The 17,522-nt window shown below is 68.7% G+C and carries 19 protein-coding genes; 7 read left to right on the forward strand and 12 right to left on the reverse strand.

The features are described from left to right. The first annotated feature begins 194 nt into the window (after nucleotides 1-194). Genes phnC through AC2VOK_RS04470 form a run of 4 tightly spaced genes read left to right on the forward strand, consistent with a single transcriptional unit; the run spans nucleotide 195 to nucleotide 3,662 of the window. A complete protein-coding gene (phnC, locus tag AC2VOK_RS04455; RefSeq protein ID WP_428899409.1) occupies nucleotides 195-962 on the forward strand; it encodes a phosphonate ABC transporter ATP-binding protein in 768 nt (255 codons plus the stop codon). Then, nucleotides 962-1,843 (forward strand): phosphate/phosphite/phosphonate ABC transporter substrate-binding protein, encoded by an 882-nt coding sequence (gene phnD / locus AC2VOK_RS04460; RefSeq protein WP_428899410.1) that lies wholly within the window; start codon nucleotides 962-964, stop codon nucleotides 1,841-1,843. Before phnC ends, phnD begins: the two co-directional genes overlap by 1 nt. Beyond that, nucleotides 1,840-2,637 carry a phosphonate ABC transporter, permease protein PhnE gene (gene phnE / locus AC2VOK_RS04465; RefSeq protein ID WP_428899411.1) on the forward strand — a complete coding sequence of 266 codons (798 nt, stop codon included), beginning with the start codon at nucleotides 1,840-1,842 and terminating at the stop codon, nucleotides 2,635-2,637. Before phnD ends, phnE begins: the two co-directional genes overlap by 4 nt. Next, a complete protein-coding gene (locus tag AC2VOK_RS04470; RefSeq protein WP_428899412.1) occupies nucleotides 2,634-3,662 on the forward strand; it encodes a phosphonate dehydrogenase in 1,029 nt (342 codons plus the stop codon). The genes phnE and AC2VOK_RS04470 overlap by 4 nt, the downstream gene beginning before the upstream one ends. Before the next feature lie 98 nt (nucleotides 3,663-3,760). On the opposite strand, the gene AC2VOK_RS04475 is transcribed toward AC2VOK_RS04470, so the two are convergent. Further along, nucleotides 3,761-5,005: an HNH endonuclease signature motif containing protein gene (locus AC2VOK_RS04475; protein ID WP_428899413.1), complete on the reverse strand. Its 1,245-nt coding sequence runs from the start codon at nucleotides 5,003-5,005 to the stop codon at nucleotides 3,761-3,763. A 110-nt stretch (nucleotides 5,006-5,115) separates the two neighbouring features. On the opposite strand from AC2VOK_RS04475, the gene AC2VOK_RS04480 reads away from it, so the two are divergent. Beyond that, nucleotides 5,116-5,613, forward strand: coding sequence for a hypothetical protein (locus AC2VOK_RS04480; protein WP_428899414.1), 498 nt, complete (start codon nucleotides 5,116-5,118; stop codon nucleotides 5,611-5,613). 376 nt (nucleotides 5,614-5,989) lie between these two features. Here the strand turns inward: AC2VOK_RS04480 and AC2VOK_RS04485 are convergent, their stop codons facing one another. After that, on the reverse strand, nucleotides 5,990-6,265 hold the full coding sequence (locus tag AC2VOK_RS04485; protein ID WP_428899415.1) for a long chain fatty acid-CoA synthetase: 276 nt from the start codon (nucleotides 6,263-6,265) through the stop codon (nucleotides 5,990-5,992). A 152-nt stretch (nucleotides 6,266-6,417) separates the two neighbouring features. Then, nucleotides 6,418-8,373, reverse strand: coding sequence for a molecular chaperone HtpG (gene htpG / locus AC2VOK_RS04490; RefSeq protein WP_428899416.1), 1,956 nt, complete (start codon nucleotides 8,371-8,373; stop codon nucleotides 6,418-6,420). A 190-nt stretch (nucleotides 8,374-8,563) separates the two neighbouring features. Here htpG and AC2VOK_RS04495 point away from each other — a divergent pair, with 190 nt between their 5' ends. Next, nucleotides 8,564-9,181: a TIGR03085 family metal-binding protein gene (locus tag AC2VOK_RS04495; protein WP_428899417.1), complete on the forward strand. Its 618-nt coding sequence runs from the start codon at nucleotides 8,564-8,566 to the stop codon at nucleotides 9,179-9,181. Between the two features lie 100 nt (nucleotides 9,182-9,281). Here the strand turns inward: AC2VOK_RS04495 and AC2VOK_RS04500 are convergent, their stop codons facing one another. After that, nucleotides 9,282-10,025 (reverse strand): acyl-CoA thioesterase domain-containing protein, encoded by a 744-nt coding sequence (locus AC2VOK_RS04500; protein WP_428899426.1) that lies wholly within the window; start codon nucleotides 10,023-10,025, stop codon nucleotides 9,282-9,284. 245 nt (nucleotides 10,026-10,270) lie between these two features. Then, the gene (locus AC2VOK_RS04505; protein ID WP_428899418.1) at nucleotides 10,271-10,984 is read right to left on the reverse strand and encodes a VIT1/CCC1 transporter family protein; all 714 of its coding nucleotides are present in this window, start codon (nucleotides 10,982-10,984) and stop codon (nucleotides 10,271-10,273) included. Nucleotides 10,985-11,565: 581 nt separating this feature from the next. Between AC2VOK_RS04505 and AC2VOK_RS04510 the strand changes: the two genes are divergently transcribed. Next, nucleotides 11,566-11,898: a hypothetical protein gene (locus AC2VOK_RS04510; RefSeq protein ID WP_428899419.1), complete on the forward strand. Its 333-nt coding sequence runs from the start codon at nucleotides 11,566-11,568 to the stop codon at nucleotides 11,896-11,898. 57 nt (nucleotides 11,899-11,955) lie between these two features. On the opposite strand, the gene AC2VOK_RS04515 is transcribed toward AC2VOK_RS04510, so the two are convergent. The 7 genes from AC2VOK_RS04515 to AC2VOK_RS04545 form a co-directional block, all read right to left on the reverse strand. Beyond that, complete coding sequence (locus tag AC2VOK_RS04515) at nucleotides 11,956-12,591, reverse strand: class I SAM-dependent methyltransferase (RefSeq protein ID WP_428899420.1); 636 nt, start codon at nucleotides 12,589-12,591, stop codon at nucleotides 11,956-11,958. Continuing rightward, nucleotides 12,588-13,520 carry an SAM-dependent methyltransferase gene (locus AC2VOK_RS04520; RefSeq protein WP_428899421.1) on the reverse strand — a complete coding sequence of 311 codons (933 nt, stop codon included), beginning with the start codon at nucleotides 13,518-13,520 and terminating at the stop codon, nucleotides 12,588-12,590. Before AC2VOK_RS04520 ends, AC2VOK_RS04515 begins: the two co-directional genes overlap by 4 nt. 215 nt (nucleotides 13,521-13,735) lie before the next feature. Continuing rightward, on the reverse strand, nucleotides 13,736-14,053 hold the full coding sequence (locus tag AC2VOK_RS04525) for a hypothetical protein (protein WP_428899422.1): 318 nt from the start codon (nucleotides 14,051-14,053) through the stop codon (nucleotides 13,736-13,738). Nucleotides 14,054-14,148: 95 nt separating this feature from the next. Further along, entirely contained in the window at nucleotides 14,149-14,757 is a 609-nt protein-coding gene (locus tag AC2VOK_RS04530; RefSeq protein WP_428899423.1) for a MarR family transcriptional regulator, read from the reverse strand. After that, complete coding sequence (locus AC2VOK_RS04535) at nucleotides 14,754-16,325, reverse strand: pyruvate, phosphate dikinase (RefSeq protein WP_428899427.1); 1,572 nt, start codon at nucleotides 16,323-16,325, stop codon at nucleotides 14,754-14,756. The genes AC2VOK_RS04530 and AC2VOK_RS04535 overlap by 4 nt, the downstream gene beginning before the upstream one ends. Nucleotides 16,326-16,608: 283 nt before the next feature. Beyond that, nucleotides 16,609-17,013 carry a hypothetical protein gene (locus tag AC2VOK_RS04540; RefSeq protein WP_428899424.1) on the reverse strand — a complete coding sequence of 135 codons (405 nt, stop codon included), beginning with the start codon at nucleotides 17,011-17,013 and terminating at the stop codon, nucleotides 16,609-16,611. A gap of 19 nt (nucleotides 17,014-17,032) precedes the next feature. Next, nucleotides 17,033-17,522: phosphotransferase (locus AC2VOK_RS04545; protein WP_428899425.1), on the reverse strand; the 490-nt coding region annotated here is incomplete at its 5' end.

Here is a 17,522-nt window from a genome sequence, read left to right on the forward strand (position 1 = left end):
GCGAGGTCACCGGCGCGGTGCAGGGGCTGGGGAGTCGTCATCGCGTCGACGTGCATGATGGGAGCGTACGACGGGGGCCCGCGCGTCCACCGAGCCGCTTCCCGTCATGGCGGACGCGCCGTGGTCACCGGATGGTTGCCGACGGTTCATGATCGTGGCTTAGTTTTCGGGATTGCCATGCAAATTGAGAAAATGTGATCGCGCTGTTCGACGTGGGCGTGCGGTACGACACCACGATCGCGTTGCACCCGCTGACCATCCGGTTCGACGCGGGCACCTTCACCGTCCTGCTGGGCCCGTCGGGCGCGGGCAAATCGACCCTGCTGCGGTGCATGAACCATCTCGTGACCCCCAGCAGTGGGGTCATCGAGGTGGCCGGGGTCGGAAAGCTGAACACCAGCGCCAGGATTCGCGCTCACCGGCGGCGCACCGGCATGATCTTCCAGCAACATCAACTGATCGGCCGGCACACCGCGCTGCGCAACGCCCTGCTCGGCTCGGTGGCATCCACCGGTCTGCTGCGCGGGCTGTGGCGGGCGGACCGCGCGCAGACCTACCGCGCACTCGCCGCGCTCGACCGGGTCGGTCTGCTGGGCAAGGCGACGGTGCGCGCGGACCGGCTCAGCGGTGGTGAGCAGCAGCGGGTCGGGATCGCCCGGGCGCTGACCCAGCAGCCCGACATCGTCCTGGCCGACGAGCCGGTGGCCAGCCTGGATCCCGAAACGGCGGTCGGCGTGCTGAGCCTGCTGCGGGAGATATGCCGGCAGGACGGCATCACCGCCGTGGTCAGCCTGCACCAGGTCGACCTGGCGCGGCGCTTCGCCGACCGCATCGTCGGATTGTCCGAAGGCCGGCTGGTGGTAGACGACCAACCCGGCCGCATCGACGCGGCACAGCTCACCCGGATCTATCGCTCCCCCGGTGACACCCACAGGAGCGTCCCGACGACGAAGGAATGCTGATGAAGGCCGTTCGTATCGTGGTAGGCATCCTGCTGGCGTTCGTCGTCGGCGCCTGTGGGAGCTCGCACGACCAGGCGGCGTCGGACCCGGCGACGCTGCGGGTCGCCCTGCTGCCGGACGAGAACGCGGCCACGGTGATCCAGAACAACCAGCCGCTGAAGAACTATCTGCAGTCCAAACTCGGCGAGCAGGTCGAATTGGTTGTCACCACGGACTATTCGTCGATGATCGAGGCGATGCGGCACGGGCGGCTCGAGCTCGCCTACTTCGGGCCCCTGTCGTATGTGCTTGCGCGGTCCAAAGATCCCGACGTCCAGCCGTTCGCGGCGCTGGTCGAGGAGCCCGGCGGGCCGCCGGTCTACCACGCCCTGGTGATCGGGAACGTCGCCCAGCACATCGCCGCGATCCCCGACCTGAAGGGCAAGACGATGGCGTACGGCGACCCCGCCAGCACCTCGAGTCACCTGATCCCCAAGTCGATGCTGGCCGACCAGGGCCTGAAGGCAGGGCAGAACTATCAGGAGCAGTTCGTCGGCGCCCACGACGCCGTCGCCCTTGCGGTGCAGAACGGCAACGCCGCCGGGGGCGGCATCAGCAAGCCGATCTTCGACACGCTGGTCCAGCAGGGCAAGATCGACCCGGCCAAGGTGCGGGTTCTCGCCGAGTCCAAGCCCTACCCGAACTACCCCTGGACCATGCGCAGCGACCTGGACCCGAAGCTGAAGTCCGCGGTCGTGGAAGCGTTTCTGAGCCTGAAGGATCCGGCGGTGCTCAAGCCGTTCAAGGCGGCGTCGTTCGCGCCGGTGGGCGACGCGGACTACGACGTGGTCCGCCAGTTGAGCACCCAGTTGGGGCTCGACCTGTCCTCGTTGAGCAAATGACGGCCGAGTACGCAACGATCGCCCGCCTCGAGGAGCGCCGGCGGCTCCGCGCGCTGCTGTGGGTGGGGGCGGTCGGGGCGGTCATGCTCGGCTGCTGCGCCTATGTCGGGCTGCTGGACGCCCGACGGCTCAGCGACGGGCTGCCGGCGCTGTTCTCGCTGCTCGGGGAGATGTGGCCCCCCGACTTCGGCCGCGCCGCAACCTGGGTGAAGCCGCTGATCGACACCGTGGCCATGAGCGTGGCCGGAACCGCGATCGCGATCGCTTTGTCGCTGCCGCTCGGGCTGGCGGCCGCACGCAACACGTCCCCGCATCCCGTGGTGTACCTCCTGGCCAGAACGATCCTCAACGGCCTGCGCGCGGTGCCCGAACTCATCATGGGGATCGTGTTCGTGGCCGCCGTCGGCTTCGGCGCGTTGCCGGGGGTGCTGGCGCTGGGGATACACTCGGTGGGCATGGTCGGCAAGTTCTATGCCGAAGCCATCGAGCACGTCAGCCCGGCGCCGATCGAGGCGGCTCGGGCGGTGGGGGCTCGACCGGCGCAGGTGATCGTGCACGGTGTCCTGCCTCAGGTGCTGCCCCGGTTGGCCGACGTGTCGATCTACCGCTGGGAGCACAACTTTCGGGCATCCACGGTGCTCGGCCTGGTCGGCGCGGGTGGCATCGGCTTTCAGTTGATGGCCGCGCTGCGGATATTGGAGTACCGGCAGGTGGCCGCGATCATGCTGGTCATCTTGGCCACCGTCACCGTCGTCGACGGCCTCAGCGGCTGGCTGCGCCGCAGGTTCGCATGAATCCGGTTGACCCACCGCCGTTTCGGGTCGTCATCACCCATCGCGTGCACCCCGAGGTGCTCGAGCTGCTGGGCCGATCGTGCGAGGTGGTCGCCAACCAGACACCCGAGAGCCTGCCCCGCGGTGAGGTGCTGAGTCGGTGCCGCGACGCCGACGCGTTGCTGGTGTTCATGCCCGACCGCGTCGACGAGGAGTTGCTGCGCCACAGCCCCCGGCTGAAGATCGTGGCCGGAGCGCTCAAGGGCTACGACAACATCGACGTCGCCGCCTGCACCGCGGCCGGAATCTGGGTCAGCTACGTCGAGGACCTGCTCACCGCCCCCACCGCCGACCTCGCGGTCGCGCTGCTGCTCGCGCTGGACCGCCACATACCGGCCGGCGACCGCCACGTCCGGTCGGGCCGCCACCAGGGCTGGCGGCCGGAACTTTACGGCGGCGGCTTGACCGGCCGTCGGGTCGGGATCGTCGGGATGGGTGCGGTGGGCCGTGCGGTGGCCCGCCGCTTGCACGCGTTCGACGCCGAACTGCTCTACAGCGATCCCGCCCCGCTGCCGGCCGCCGACGAGGCGGAACTGGGCGCCCGCGCGGTGCCGCTGAAAACGTTGTTGGAGGCCAGCACCGCTGTCGTGCTCACTGCTCCCCTGACCGCAGCGACCCGGCACCTGATCGGAGAGGTTGCGCTGCAACGGCTTCCGGCAGGGGCGCTGCTGGTCAACGTGGGCCGCGGTTCGGTCGTCGACGAGAACGCCGTCGCCGACGCGTTGGCGGCCGGCCACCTGGGCGGCTACGCCGCCGACGTGTTCGCGTTCGAGGACTGGTCGGATTCCGGCAGGCCGCGGGACATCCCGCCCGCCCTGCTCGCCCACGAGCGCACCCTGTTCACCCCGCACCTGGGTTCGGCCGTTCGCGACGTGCGCCTGCGGATCGAGACGGCGGCCGCGCGCAGCGTTCTCGACGTGTGCGCCGGCCGGCGGCCCCGCGTCACCGCGAACCATGTCACCCGGCTTGGCTCGCGGGGATCTTGATGCGGGCCCCGGGCATTCGGGGCGGCAGTGGTGCGTAACGCCAACGCAATTCTTTGTGCCCCTGCCCGTTTCGGCATCGCGATACGAGGCCGGCCAGTCTAGTTGTGTGGTGGCGGTTGGGGCTGGAAGGGGTCGTACCACCACCAGTCGGCGCGTTCACCGGTGGGTCCGGGGTAGGGGGCAACCGCGGGCGGGGGTCCGGTGGGCGGGCGCGCCAGCGATCCCGCGGCCAGTGCGCGCCCGTCGCTGTCGGTGACTGTGAGGTCGTGTGCGGGTCCGGTGATGGTGATGGCGCCCTGATGGTGGAGCCTGTGGTGATGCGCGCAGACCAGCACCAGATTGGCCAACTCGGTGGGGCCGCCGTCTTCCCAGTGCCGAAGGTGGTGCGCGTGCAGGCCGCGGGTGGCGCCGCAGCCGGGGACCGCACAGGTCCGGTGGCGGTGTTCGAGGGCGCGGCGCAGCCGCCGGTTGATCGTCCGAGTGGTGCGCCCGGCCCCGATGGCCTGGCCGTCGCGTTTAAACCACACCTCACAGGTGGCATCACAGCTCAGGTATTGCCGTTCGGCCTCGGTCAGTGCCGGGCCCAGATGCAGGGCGCCCGCGCGCTGGTCCACATCGACGTGCACGACCACGGTGGTGTGCTGCCCGTGGGGCCGCCGGGCCGCCTCGGCGTCCCAGCCGGCCTCCACCAGGCGCACAAACGCCTCCATCGTGCCCGGGGGCGGCGGGGCGGTCGCTGAGGCGTTCTTCTCGGTGCCGCGGTCGTGTTTCCACTCGGTGATCAGCGCCTCCCGGTGGGCGGCCAGCGCCGCGTCGAACTTGGCCGCCTCGGGATGCGCAAGCCGGATGCGCCAGCAGGTGAGGTCGTCGGTGCAGGTCTTGGTGATCGAGGCCTGCGGCTGCGGGCGAGGATCGGGGCCGGATCGGGGTTCGAGGTTGACCGCGGTGCGCAACTGGCTGACCGTTGCCACCGCCGCCAGCTGCGCGTAGTGCTCATCGGAGCCCGCCCCGGCGCGCGCGGCGATGACACCGACCTGATCCAACGACAACCGGCCCTCCGCCAGGCCTTGGGCGCAGCGCGGAAACTCCGCCAACCGGCCCGCCACCGTGGTGATCGTGTGGGCATTGGCCGACGAGGAGCCCAGCTTCCAGGCCACCAACGCCGCCACCGAGCGTGCGCCCGTCATCCCGCACAGCTCGTCGCGCTCGATCTCGGCGGCGATCTCCACGAGGCGCCCATCGATGGCGTTGCGCTGACCGGCCAACTGCGCCAACTCCTCAAAGAGCACCTCCAGGCGCTGCTTCGGGGTCACCGGGGAATCCACCGAGGCGGTCAACGACATAACCACATCATCGCAGCGGGGTACGACAACAAATCTGGGCCGCCCAAACCGCGCCCGGGTGCGACCGCGTCAGCAACACACATGGATTTGCTGGCAGGAGATGAGCGGCCGTGCCTCTCAGACGCTTCATCGCCGCGTTCGCGGTACCCGGGCTCACCGCGTGCACGTCGCAGCGGGCACCCCACGCCTCCGGTCCCGCGCCGACGTCGGCCCCGCCCACCGCCGCGAGCGCACGGTCCGGCACGCCCGTTGCGCCGGCCGCGACGACCAGCACGCCGACGTGCGTCGGGTTATCGATATGCCCGCCGCCACCGCCGGACACCGAGGGCAATCCGGCGTGTCACCACGCCGACGGGTGGCGCGACATCGCACCCGGCGCCGGGATCGAGGTGTGGTACTTCCACGAGCCGCAGGACGTGTCGAAGCCCGACAAGATCTCGGTGCTCGTTCGCGAGAAGGACGGGACCAACGAGTCCCAGGACGCCGGCATCGGGGCCGGCCGACAAGTACATCGCTTCGAATTCCCGACCGTCGACAAGTCCTCGGTCCACGAAGTACTGCTCACCACGAGCGCCGGCCGGTGCTTCGTGATCGGGCCGGGCAGCTGAGGAAGGCCGCTGCATCCACACATACGGCTATTCCGCTGTCAGATAACGCGATTACCGAGAGCTGCCGACCGCTCAGCAGTGGGTGGACAGGCACGGCTGGTTGGGGCAATAACCCGAATGCGCGAGGCTCACCATGGTTCCGACCTGTCCGAGCGTGACGTTCCTCTGGTCCAGGACGGAATGGATTTGCTGCCCGATCTGGTCATAGGTCCAGCCCAGCCCGATGTCGTCGCGGTCGGCCGCATCGGCGGTCGAAATCTGCGCTCACTGTGCAGGATCCCGCCACTTCGGCGGGCGTCCGGTGCGGGCCGGTTGGTGCGCGAGGCCGTGAGGCAGGCATGCGCAACGGCAATCGACAGTGCGCCGCCGGCGGAATTCAGTCGCGAATGCGGACCACGATGTAGCCCATGGGAATTCCGGTACGCTCCGCGATGCATTCGCGCGCGGCGAACTCCACCTCCGCGCGCCGGCTGGAATACGTGACAGCGTCGATTTCGGGAATGCGGATCAGCCATCCGCCGGCCCGGCGCTCGACGTCGATGTCGAACCACTGGCCCAAGACCGGGACGGCGACCCGGCGCCGGGGCCGACGGCTGTTGGGGCGCCGCAGGGAATCCGCAGACGAGCGGCGCGACAGCGTGTGGGTGTGCATGCGAATTCTTCCTCGGTCCTCGTTGAGCCGTGGGACACACTACTGCCGAGCATCGTGAGCACCAAATCGGGCTGACCGGGCCCACAACCATGCGCGCGCAGCTTCGGCGAATGTGGATCACGTCAAGTCCGCCGGCCAGTGAGGCGCGGGCGCTACACGGTGCGGGTCAGGCGGTCGGCGAGCAGCTCGGCGAACCGGGCCGGGTCCTCCAGCGCGCCGCCCTCAGCGAGAAGGGCTGTGCCGTAGAGCAGTTCGGCGGTCTCGGCCACTTCGGCGAGCGCGGCGTCGTCGCCCGTGTGATCGTGGTGCGCCTGGCGCAGCCCGGTGACCAGCGGGTGATCGGGGTTGAGCTCCAGGATCCGCTTCCCGAGCGGAACGTCCTGCCCCGTGGCCCGGTACAGGCGCGCCAGCGTCGGTGTGATCCCGAACGCGTCGGTGATCAGGCAGGCCGGCGATTGCGTCAGCCGGGTGGACAGGCGCACGTCCTTGACGTGGTCGCTCAGGGTCTCCTTCAGCCAGGCCAACAGGTCGCCGAAGTCCTTCTGCTGCTCCTCGCGCTCGGCCTCGCTGGCGCCTTCCTCGGAGTCGAGGTCGACCTCCCCCTTGGCCACCGACTGCAGCGGCTTGCCGTCGAACTCGTCGACCACACCCACCCACACTTCGTCGACCGGGTCGGTGAGCAGCAAGACCTCGTAGCCCTTGGCCTTGAACGCCTCGAGGTGGGGTGACTTGGTGAGCTGCTGGCGCGTCTCTCCGGTGGCGTAGAAGATCTGCGTCTGGCCGTCCTTCATGCGCTCGACGTACTCGGCGAGCGTCGTGGCCTCCTCCTCGCTGTGGGTGGAGGCGAACGAGCAGACTCCCAGCAGCGTCTCCCTGTTGTCGGCGTCGGACAGCAGGCCCTCCTTGATGGCCCTGCCGAACTGGTTCCACAGGGTGCGATAGTCGTCGGGACGCTCGGATTGCAGGTCCTTGATGGTGGACAGGATCTTCTTGGTCAACCGGCGGCGGATCGCGTTGACCTGCCGGTCCTGCTGCAGGATTTCGCGAGAGACGTTGAGTGACATGTCCGCTGCGTCGACGACACCCTTGACGAACCGCAGGTAGTGCGGCAGCAGCTGGTCGCAGTCTCCCATGATGAACACGCGCTTGACGTAGAGCTGGATCCCGACGTGGGCATCGCGGTCGAACAGGTCGAAGGGTGCGTGGGACGGGATGAACAGCAGCGCCTGGTACTCGAAGGTGCCCTCTGCCTTCATCGCGATGACCTCGAGCGGGTCGTCCCAGGCGTGCGCGATATGCTTGTAGAACTCCGTGTACTCCTCATCGGAGACTTCGTCTTTGGGCCTTGCCCACAGCGCCTTCATCGAGTTCAGGGTCTCGACTTCGGTGGTGACGACCTCTTCACCGCCCTCCTCCTCGGCGGGGGTCCGTCGCTGAACCTCCATCCGGATGGGCCAGGCGATGAAGTCGGAGTACTTCTTGACCAGGCCCCGAAGCTGCCAGTCGGAGGTGTAGTCGTGCAGCTCGTTCTCGGTGTCCTCGGGCTTGAGGTGCAAAGTGACCGCCGTGCCCTGAGGAGCCCCTCTTTCAGGGTCGACCGCCTCGATGGTGTAGGTGCCCTCACCGCCGGATTCCCACCGGGTGGCCTCGCTCTCGCCGGCCTTGCGCGTCAGCAACTCGACCTTGTCGGCGACCATGAAGCAGGAGTAGAACCCGATCCCGAACTGTCCGATCAGTTCCTCGGACGCATCAGCGTCCTTGGCGTTCTTGGCGTCCCTGAGCTGCTGGCGCAACTCGGCGGTCCCCGACTTGGCCAGCGTGCCGATCAGGTCCACGACCTCCGCGCGGGTCATGCCGATGCCGTTGTCGCGGATGGTGAGGGTACGGGCCTGTTTGTCCACCTCCAGCTCGATGTGCAGATCTGAGGTGTCCACGTCGAGGTCCTTGTTGCGGAAGGCTTCCAGCCGCAGCTTGTCCAGGGCATCAGAGGCGTTGGAGATCAGCTCCCGCAGGAACGAATCCTTGTTGGAGTAGACCGAGTGGATCATCAGATCCAGCAGTTGCCTGGCCTCTGCCTGGAACTCCATCTGCTCTACACGCGCGTTCATGAGACTCCGTTCGACGACATGACGAATTCGACGACATGACGAATTCGACGACATGACGAATTCGACGACATGACGCCTCAAATTTAGCGAGATGCCCTGCGCTCGTGCCGCGGGGTTCGCTCAGCGCTGACAGGACTACTGTCGGCAGTCATCAACGCCGATCAGGCGCGGCCTTAACGAAGGAGAACCGGTGTCCGTAGCTCGACGCGAACGTGCCGCCCTCGTCGACACCCTGCGCGGCGTGGGACCCGATGCGCCCACCTTGTGCGAGGGCTGGACGACCCGGGACCTGGCGGCCCATCTGGTCATCCGCGAGTACCGTCCCGATGCCGCACCGGGCATCCTGATCCCGTACTTCGCCTCCCACACCGCCAAGGTGCAGCACGCCGTGGCCGAGCGGGACTGGGAGCAACTGCTGGACAAGATCGCGTCGGGTCCGCCGCTGTACTCCCCTTTCAAGCTGCTCGACCCGGTGGCCAATGTCGCCGAGATGTTCATCCATCACGAGGACGTGCGCCGCGCGCAGCCGGACTGGATGGAGCGCGTGCTGGAACAGAACCTGGTGGCCGCGCTGCGCCGCACGCTGCCGCTGATGGCTCGGCTCACGCTCGCGAAGCTTCCCGCCCGGGTCGCGTTGCGCACACCGGAAGGCAAAACGGTGCTGACCGCCGGGCATGGTCCTGCGGTCACGGTGACCGGTTTGCCCGAGGAGCTGCTGCTGTTCGCTGTCGGGCGTGAAGCCCGGGTGGAGTTCGACGGCGACGCGGCGACTGTCCAGGCGGTGCGCGACGCCCCGAAGGGCTTGTAGCGGCGGCTGCCCTGCCGCCCGACCGCGGGGGCTGAGAACGAAAAATCCGCGGCTCACCTGCGTAGGGGCCTAAGGTCGGCGATCGGCGCCCAGAACGTCGTCATACCGCCGACGGGGGGCGAAATCCGGAGTGTGCGATGGCGACCGAGACGGCGCTGCCGAGGGGGCCCCGGGGGTCGACGAGGACAGCGGAGCCCGTGGCCACGCCATCGTGGCTGGAATGGGTCAGCGAGGCCAGCCCGATGTGGGGGCCTTCGGGCAGGCGGCTGAGGATGACGGTGTAGTCGGCATTGATGAACTGCAGTCCGCTCGTGCCCCAGTTGGCGAGTGACGCGGTGATGTCGCCGGCCATCGCCGCACGGGTGAACGCCGTGAGCGGTTCGCCGTCGATCAACGACCGCGTCTCGTGCAGCCACGTGTATTTCCGCCCCGCCTCGCGGGGCCAGTCCGGGTCGGGGTTCTGCACCTCAGAGCCCCAGCCGTAGGTGCGCATGAACAGCGTGGACGGGACGCCGTCCGTCCCGAGCGGGACCGGAGGCATCTGCACCGGTTGAGACCACACGTCACCGTCGGGTTGCGGGCCGCGCCGCAGGAACAGCGCGCTCCCCCGCGCTACCGGGGAGCCGCCCTGGGTGAGGGCGGCCTCCACGAGCCGCAACCGCTTGCGGTCATGGTGGACGCGGGTGTGCACCTCGAGAGGTTCCAGGGCGGTCGGGCGGGGCAGGTCGACAGTCAGCCGCGCGGGCTGGAGTTGCGGGTCGTCGACCGCGCGTTCCACGGCCCAGCCCAGCAGGGCGCCCACGACGTGCCCGCTGATCGACGGGCCCCACCCGCCGCGGGCCATTCTGGTTGGGAGGTATTGGTTTCCGTCGCGGAAGAAGTAGGGCACCGACTCCTGCGAATCGACGTCGTCGCGCGCGGTCTTCGGCTGGGTCACCGCACGGCCCTGCGCGGCAGCGGCACGTTCACGGACTTCTCCTTCGTAGGCGGCAACTGTGGATATTACAGTTGCAGCCTCCAGTCCGGAGCCGCGGCACCGATCACCGCGAAAATTTCTATAGCACAAGCGCATTAGCCACACCTGGGCCGTCAGGTGATGGCGGCGCCCACCAAATGGCCGATCACGTACGTAATCGCCAGCGCCAGGCTGCCGCCGACAACATTGCGGAGCACCGCGCGTCCCTTCGGCGCACCGCCCAGCCGCGCCGAGACCGACCCCGTCATCAGCAGCGCGAGAAGGACCGCGCCGACCGTCACAGGGATCCTGAACGCGATCGGCGGCGCGAGGATCGCGATCAGCGGCAGGATCGCGCCGACCGCGAACGACAGCGCCGAGGACGACGCCGCATGCCACGGGTTGGTCAGCTCATCGGGGTCGATGCCCAGTTCGACCTCGGCGTGGGCGACGAGGGGATTGTGGTCGGTGAGCTCCTCGGCCACGGTGCGTGCGGTCGCCGGCGACAGACCCTTGGCCTCGTACAGCTCGGCGAGCTCGTCCAATTCCGCGGCCGGATCGTCGCGCAGCTCGCGACGTTCCTTGGTCAGCAGCGCCTGCTCGGTGTCGCGCTGCGTGCTGACCGATACGTATTCGCCCAGCGCCATCGACACGGCTCCCGCCACCAGCCCGGCGACCCCGGCGGTCAGGATCGGGCCCCGTTCCACCGTCGCGGCCGCGACACCGACCACGATGCCCGCCGTGGAGACGATTCCGTCGTTGGCACCCAGGACCCCGGCGCGCAACCAGTTCAGCTTCGACGACACCGAACCGACGTGGGGTTCGGCGGGATGGGACGTATCGGGCACGGCGGAACGATATACGCCCGAAACTCCGGCCGACCAGCAAAGATAGCCTTGCCAAAGGTCGCCGCCCGGTTCTTGCGCCATATCGCGCGGCGCCCGGTCAGACCAGGCCCGGTACCGACCGGATGGGCCGAGAAGCGTTCTGCACCTTGCCGTATGGGCAGCGCCACGGGTCGCGGCCGGGGCGGCGCCCGGCGCAAAACAGCTAACCCATAGACCGGTCATGTCGCCTGACGGGGGTCAGGAGTTTTCGGGTAATTCACCAGCAGGTGTGCGATCCATCACAGGCGCTCCGGGCGCCGCCTTGGGCATGGGCGCCGCTCGACCAGCGCCGCACCGCTACCGGTGGGTCCGCCCAGCGCACTCGGCGATCCGGGCGGGCCCGGCGGCCGGCGGACCAGTGGTCCCGGCGACTACTGGCTCCGCCGGGAGAGGACCGCAGTGACTTTCGGCCCTCGGGTTTGAGGCCCTTCGCCACGCGGTCAGCGTGCCCTGTGGCACTCGTCGGCGATATCTCGGTAGCGAAACATTGTGGTCACGGTTCGGGTTGCACCGGCAAGAGTCCCGACTGGACAGGAGACGCGATGGCTACCCATGTGGGGTTCCCCACCCAGGGCCACGGCCCACGCATGGCCGTTTACGCCGGCGCTTTGACAATCGCCGCTTTGTCGGGCATCTGCGCACTGGCCGCGCTCGCCGCCGGGACACCCTTCGAGTTCGGGGTCACGCTGGCGTTGTTCGGCGCAGGTTGGGTGATCGCCGACTTCGTCGGCTGGACGGCCGAGCACAACCGTGCGCGTGCCGCTCGCCGACGCGCGTTCCCGGCCGCACCGATCCACAGTTACCGGCTCTCCCGCGTCGTGGTTGTCGGCGGGCAACTTTCTGGCCCGGCCGGGCAGGAGAGCCGCGCCGCCTAATGGGATTCGATCGGCGAGCCTCGAGCAGATAGCGATCTAGCGCGCGGCACCGCCGCCTCAGCTCTTGGTGCCCACAGTGATCAGGTCGCAGATCAGATGCGTCCACACCGGTCGCCGGATCCGGTGCTGATCGTTGAGGGTGAACCCGGCGTCCGCGAACATCGTGCGCATCTCGGTCGGCGACGCGTTGTGCTGCGGCTTCCACCTGTTCGCCGCCGGGACCTGCAGCCGCGGTTGTCGCGTGCTCAGCGCCGCCACGGTCACCAGTCCGCCCGGCGCCAGCACACGATGGAACTCGCGCAACGCGGCGGGCTGGTCGAAGAAGTGGAAGGCCGAGGTCGTCACGACGGCGTCGAGCGCCTCGTCGTCGAAGGGCAGTTGCTCGGCCGGGCCGCGCAGCCACTGCACCCGGCTCGACCGGGCGCGGGCCTGGGCCAGCATCCCCTCGGACATGTCCACGCCGAAAATCCGTTCAGGATGCAGTTCGCGCTCGATGCGGTCACTGAGAATGCCTGTACCACAGGCGATGTCGGCGACCTTCTGCGCGCCGTGGGCGCGCAGCTGCGCGATCACCTCGTCGTGCGGAGGCCGGTAGACCTGCTGCTGAAGGAAGGGCAGGTCGTAGGCCGGCGCGAGGAAACCCCACAGACGCGTGACCGCGTCGTTGAGCCCCCGACGTTGCGCGGACGTCATTTGCTCAGTGTGGCGCTGCAGTAGGTGGTATCGGCCACCGACACCGAATCGTTGCTCTGCGGGATGGCCGCAAGGCCGCTGTCGGCCAGCAGCTGGCTCATCGGCCTGTCGACGGTTCGCCAGCCCAGGTTAACCAGATCGGAGGCGACGTCGGCGCGCTCCCCCTCGTACCCCAGATCGGCGAACTCGAAGTCGAAGCCATGCTCACGCCACGTGGCGGTGACCCTGCGCATCATCTCCAGGCCCAGCTCGTGGTCCACCTGCGACATGTCCGGCACAGCCTCGCAGGCCAGCCGGCTGCTGTCGGCGCTCGGTGCGGTGATGTTGTCCAGCAGCCGGTCCTGAGCCGCCGGCGGCAGGTAACCGAACAGTCCTTGGGCGATCCACGCGGTGGGGCGGCTGCGGTCCAGGCCGGCGTCGAGCAGGGCGGTGGGCCAGTCCTGCCGCAGATCAATTGGCACCATGCGCAATTCGGCCTGCGGGTTGGCGCCGAGACCGGCCAGGGTGGTGGCCTTGAACTCGATCACCTGCGGCTGGTCGATCTCGAACACCGTCATGTCGGCGGGCCATTGGATGCGGTAGGCCCTCGCGTCCAGGCCTGACGCCAGGATCACGGCCTGACGGATCCCGGCGCGTGCCGCGTCCTGGAAGAACGTGTCGAAAAAGCACGTGCGGGCGGCCATCGCGCCGGGCATGTGCGCGCGCTTCCAGGTGGACTCGTCGTCGTCGACCTCGGCGGCGGTGAGCTCACCGGAGGCCCAGAGCGTGAAGAAGTCCACGCCGACGGCACGGACCAGCGGTTCGGCGAACGGGTCCCGGACGGCGGGGTGATCGGCTTTCGTGGCGATCGCCCGTGCGGCCGCGACCATGGTGGCCGTCGCGCCCACGCTGGTGGCCACATCCCAGATGTCGTTGTCTGTGCGTGGCATGCGTCTGTCCCCCACGTCAGATCGAAGCTTTGCTTAGCCACTATCACGACCGAGGGGGCCACTATCACGACCGAGGGGGCCACTATCACGACCGAGGGGGGCGGTGGCGTTCTACATTCGAACGCTCCGAGTCTGCGGCGGCGGCGCCGAGTCTGCGTCCAGCGCGCGAATCACGCCCCGAGGACGCTCTCAGCGCAGGCTCGGCGGCGAAGGGTTTAGCGCGGGCCGGGGCCGCCCGGTCCGCCGGGGCCGCCCGGTCCGCCGGGGCCACCCGGTCCGCCGGGGCCGCCCGGCCCGCCCGGTCCCCCGGGACCGCCAGGACCGTTCGCGGTCGGCAGCCAGAACACGCACTGGTTCAGGTTGGGGCTCCACACCCAGCCCGGTGCGCAAGCCGGCGGGTCGGCGCGGGCGATCCTCACAGGCGCGGAGAGGCCGCTCAGCGACAGTCCGGCCAGCACGACCGCGAAGGCGACAACCACACAGCCCCGCAGCACTCGCCGCGGCGCGAATTCCGCCCCGCCCGCCTCGTCCATGTCGCTTATCCTCCCGGCAGCAAACGCCGCGCGCAAACGATTGTGCCGCCATCGACTCGCCCGTATCGGCTTTTCCGGGGGCAAAGATTCTGGCACTATTCCGCGTGCCCGGCCCGGGCTTCGCCATCCCGGGTGAGTCCGGCCGCGCCGATGAGTTCCTCGTGCAGTTCGAACCACACCGTGTGATAGGAGTCGATGAGCGGCCTGGTCAGCCACATCGTCTCTCCCCGCCGCACTTTGGCGTAAGCGGCGCCGAGCCTGTCCGCGTACGCGGACAGCCGCGGCAGCTGCTCGGAGACGGCCGCGATGATCGGGACGACACGTCGATGGACGCCGTCCAGCCGCTCCAGCACTGCGGCGTCGTATCCGGAGTCGTCATGGCTGTTGGGCTGGCCATCCCTGAGTTGCCAGTCAGATACCAGCTCCTTGAAATCCCGGTTCAACGAACGGAAGTCGCCATAGGCCACACCGATCGCACGTCGGTCCGCCCCCTGCCGTTCCACGGCCAACAGTTCCTGCAACCGGGCGCGCCCTTCCTGCGACAGGCGAACCGTCCTGTCGGCGAGCAGCAGCCCCGAATCAACCAGGCGCACAACGGTTTCGTTGACTGCCACGGGGTCTTCGTCGACGGCACCCGCGATGTCGACGACGGCGATACGCCCCTTGAGCCGAAGCGCCTGCAGCACCTTGAGCTCAGCCGTCACGGCGCGCCGCCGGCGTGCAACGCGGTGAGCATGGTGATCAATGGTGCAGCCGATACGACGTCGGTGTGACCGGCGGCGAGAGCCGCGCGGATACCCGCCGGTGACGCGTCGTCCAGACGCGGATACGGACCGTCGCGATGAGCGCGCAGTGGAACGACGTGGCGGGCGATCTCGGCGAGCGCGGCCAGGTCGGGGGTGTCGCGCTCAGTCCAGGCGGTGAGTTCCAGCAAGCCTTCCCTGACCTCCCCTGTCGTTCCGTCGACAGTGACGAGCTTGCCCTCCACGGCCGCGCCCACTCCGGCGCCGCACCCGACCACGGCCGGACGGCCGATCTCTCGGCTGACCACCGCGGCGTGGGAGGTGGTGCCGCCCACCTCGGTGACGATGCCGCGCACCGCCAGCATGCCACCCACGTCGTGGGGACTGGTCGCGGACCGCACCAGGATGACGTCCTCGCCTCCCTGGGCGGCGTCGACGGCGGCGTCGATGTCGGTGTACGCCCGCCCCCGCGCCACGCCGGGACACACAGGGACACCGCGGGCCAGCAGCCGCGCCGCCATCCTGGCCTCGGGCTGCAACGACGGCGCCAGCAACGCCTCGACTTTGGCGGGTGTCACCCGGCGCAGGACCTCGGCGTCATCGATGAGCCCCTCGGCGCGAAAACGCAACGCCAACCGCACCTCGGCCTGCGCGGAGCGGTTCGCGGCGCGGGTCTGCAGCAGCCACAGCCGGCCCGCCTCGACGGTGAACTCGATCTCCTGCGCGTCGCGGCCCAGCCGTTCGAGGGTGCGGGCCGCCGTGAGAAGGCGCTCATAGACGGCGGGAAATTCTTCGCGCAACGCCGTCACGGGTTCGCAGTCGACACAGCCCGAAACCACCTGTTCGCCCTGGCCACCCGACAGCCACTCGCCGAAGGGTTCGTCGGTTCCGGTCATCGGATTCCGGGAAACGAACACACCGGTGCCCGACTTGGTGTCCAAGTTCCCGAAAACCATGGCCTGCACCACAACCGCGGTGCCGCCCGCGTCGTCAAGGCCATGGTGGCGTCGATAGGTCGACGCCCGCGACGAATTCCACGAACCGAACACCGCCTCGATCGCGCCCCGCAACTGGGCATACGCGTCGTCGGGGATGACGCCGTCGCCGCCGGGCACGATTCGCCGGTACATCTCCTGGAATCGCCGGCACGTGTCCTCGGCGAAACCCGCTGTGAAGCCGGCCTCGAGTTCCTGGCGCACCGCGTCGGTGACACCGAGGTTCAGAACCGTGTCGAGCATGCCGGGCATCGACTCCGCGGCCCCGCTGCGCACGCTCACCAGCAACGGACGCGGGCCGCGGCCGAACGAACGCCCCGTCTCGTCCTGTAACCATGCCATCGCGTCCAGCACCTGGTCCCAGACGACGTCGAGGGCGCGCCGCGGGTCGGTGAAGAAGCGCCCGCATACTTCGGTGGTGATGCAGAACGCGGGGGGAACCGGCAAGCCGTGGCCGCGCATCATGTCGATGCCATAGGCCTTGCTGCCCAGTAAACTCTGCGAAAGCCCCGCATTGCCGGCCAGTCTCACCACCGGAGGTGCGCTGAACTCAGCCACACCGCCAGGCACTGCGCCTCCCGGCGCGCCATGACCCATGACTCTCCTGTCGTTTGACTTCGGTACGGGACGCCCAATCCCAAACAAGTCGACGTTACGCCAGATCAACCGGCCACATTCCCACGCGGACCTGATCGACGAACGGCCGCGGCTCGCTCGTCGGACGTGATGGGTGCCGCGGCACAAATCTGACGACCGTGTCGCCCCCCTGCGGCTTCATCGGAGCACTGGCGCAGCTGCGCAACACTTTTTGCTCGGCTCACGACGGGTGTTGGCGGGCGAACTGATCCTTGATCGTGGGGATCAACTCCGGTGCGTAGACGAAGATCGCCGCCTCGACCTCCCACTCAGCCCGATCCGGGGCCATCGGTGTGGTGTTGATCACTTGTTGCACGAGAGTTTTCGCGGTTCCGAACGGGTCAGGGGAATTGCGTACCTGATCGGCGAACCACTGCCCCTCGGCGGCCATGTCGCAGTCGTTGACCTCAGACCCGTGGATCATGTTCTTCTGAGCCAACAGGTCGATGTATTGCTCGTCTTCGGCGGTCAGCGTGCATGCGGCCGCCGCTCGCGGCGCAGCGAGAACGGACTGGCTCACCATGGCGGCCACGACGACGATACCGGCCACCCACGCCGGGAATCGACGCCAGGGCGAAAGTGTCATTGGCCGGCTTCGCCCGCCATCACAGCCGCTGCGCCAGAGCCCACGCCGTCTGCGCCAAGCCGCGGTAGCGGTCGCGGACCTCCGTTGTGCCGGCACGGGAGTCGGCCGCGTTGCCGTCGAGCCCGCGCCGCCACACGCCGGCGGTGATGGAGGCGAGCCGGAACAGCGAGAACACGATGAACACGTCGAGCGAGCGAGGCGGCTCCCGGTCGGCATGCCGACAGTAACTCGCGACGAACGCTTGCTCGTCGGGAATGCCGGTGCCCGTCAGATCCTCGCCCGCCACCCCACTTGTGCCGCTGAAGCCCGGCGGAAGATGGTAGGTCAAACAGGTATAACCCAGGTCGGCCAACGGGTGGCCAAGGGTCGACAGCTCCCAGTCCAGCACTGCGACGATCCGGGGCTCGGTCGGATGGATCAGCACATTGCCCAAACGGTAGTCGCCGTGCGCGATACACGCCGGCTCGTCCTCCGGTGGCAGGTGGTCGGGCAGCCAGCGCGCCAGCAGG

Source organism: Mycobacterium sp. TH-M116 (assembly GCF_057473685.1).

Excerpts from the sequence above, each read along its gene's own strand:
- phnD (WP_428899410.1), top strand. The coding sequence starts at position 962 with ATGAAGGCCGTTCGTATCGTGGTAGGCATCCTGCTGGCGTTCGTCGTC.
- phnE (WP_428899411.1), top strand. The coding sequence starts at position 1,840 with ATGACGGCCGAGTACGCAACGATCGCCCGCCTCGAGGAGCGCCGGCGG.
- AC2VOK_RS04470 (WP_428899412.1), top strand. The coding sequence starts at position 2,634 with ATGAATCCGGTTGACCCACCGCCGTTTCGGGTCGTCATCACCCATCGC.
- AC2VOK_RS04475 (WP_428899413.1), bottom strand. The coding sequence starts at position 5,005 with ATGTCGTTGACCGCCTCGGTGGATTCCCCGGTGACCCCGAAGCAGCGC.
- AC2VOK_RS04485 (WP_428899415.1), bottom strand. The coding sequence starts at position 6,265 with ATGCACACCCACACGCTGTCGCGCCGCTCGTCTGCGGATTCCCTGCGG.
- htpG (WP_428899416.1), bottom strand. The coding sequence starts at position 8,373 with ATGAACGCGCGTGTAGAGCAGATGGAGTTCCAGGCAGAGGCCAGGCAA.
- AC2VOK_RS04500 (WP_428899426.1), bottom strand. The coding sequence starts at position 10,025 with ATGGCCCGCGGCGGGTGGGGCCCGTCGATCAGCGGGCACGTCGTGGGC.
- AC2VOK_RS04510 (WP_428899419.1), top strand. The coding sequence starts at position 11,566 with ATGGCTACCCATGTGGGGTTCCCCACCCAGGGCCACGGCCCACGCATG.
- AC2VOK_RS04515 (WP_428899420.1), bottom strand. The coding sequence starts at position 12,591 with ATGACGTCCGCGCAACGTCGGGGGCTCAACGACGCGGTCACGCGTCTG.
- AC2VOK_RS04520 (WP_428899421.1), bottom strand. The coding sequence starts at position 13,520 with ATGCCACGCACAGACAACGACATCTGGGATGTGGCCACCAGCGTGGGC.
- AC2VOK_RS04525 (WP_428899422.1), bottom strand. The coding sequence starts at position 14,053 with ATGGACGAGGCGGGCGGGGCGGAATTCGCGCCGCGGCGAGTGCTGCGG.
- AC2VOK_RS04540 (WP_428899424.1), bottom strand. The coding sequence starts at position 17,013 with ATGACACTTTCGCCCTGGCGTCGATTCCCGGCGTGGGTGGCCGGTATC.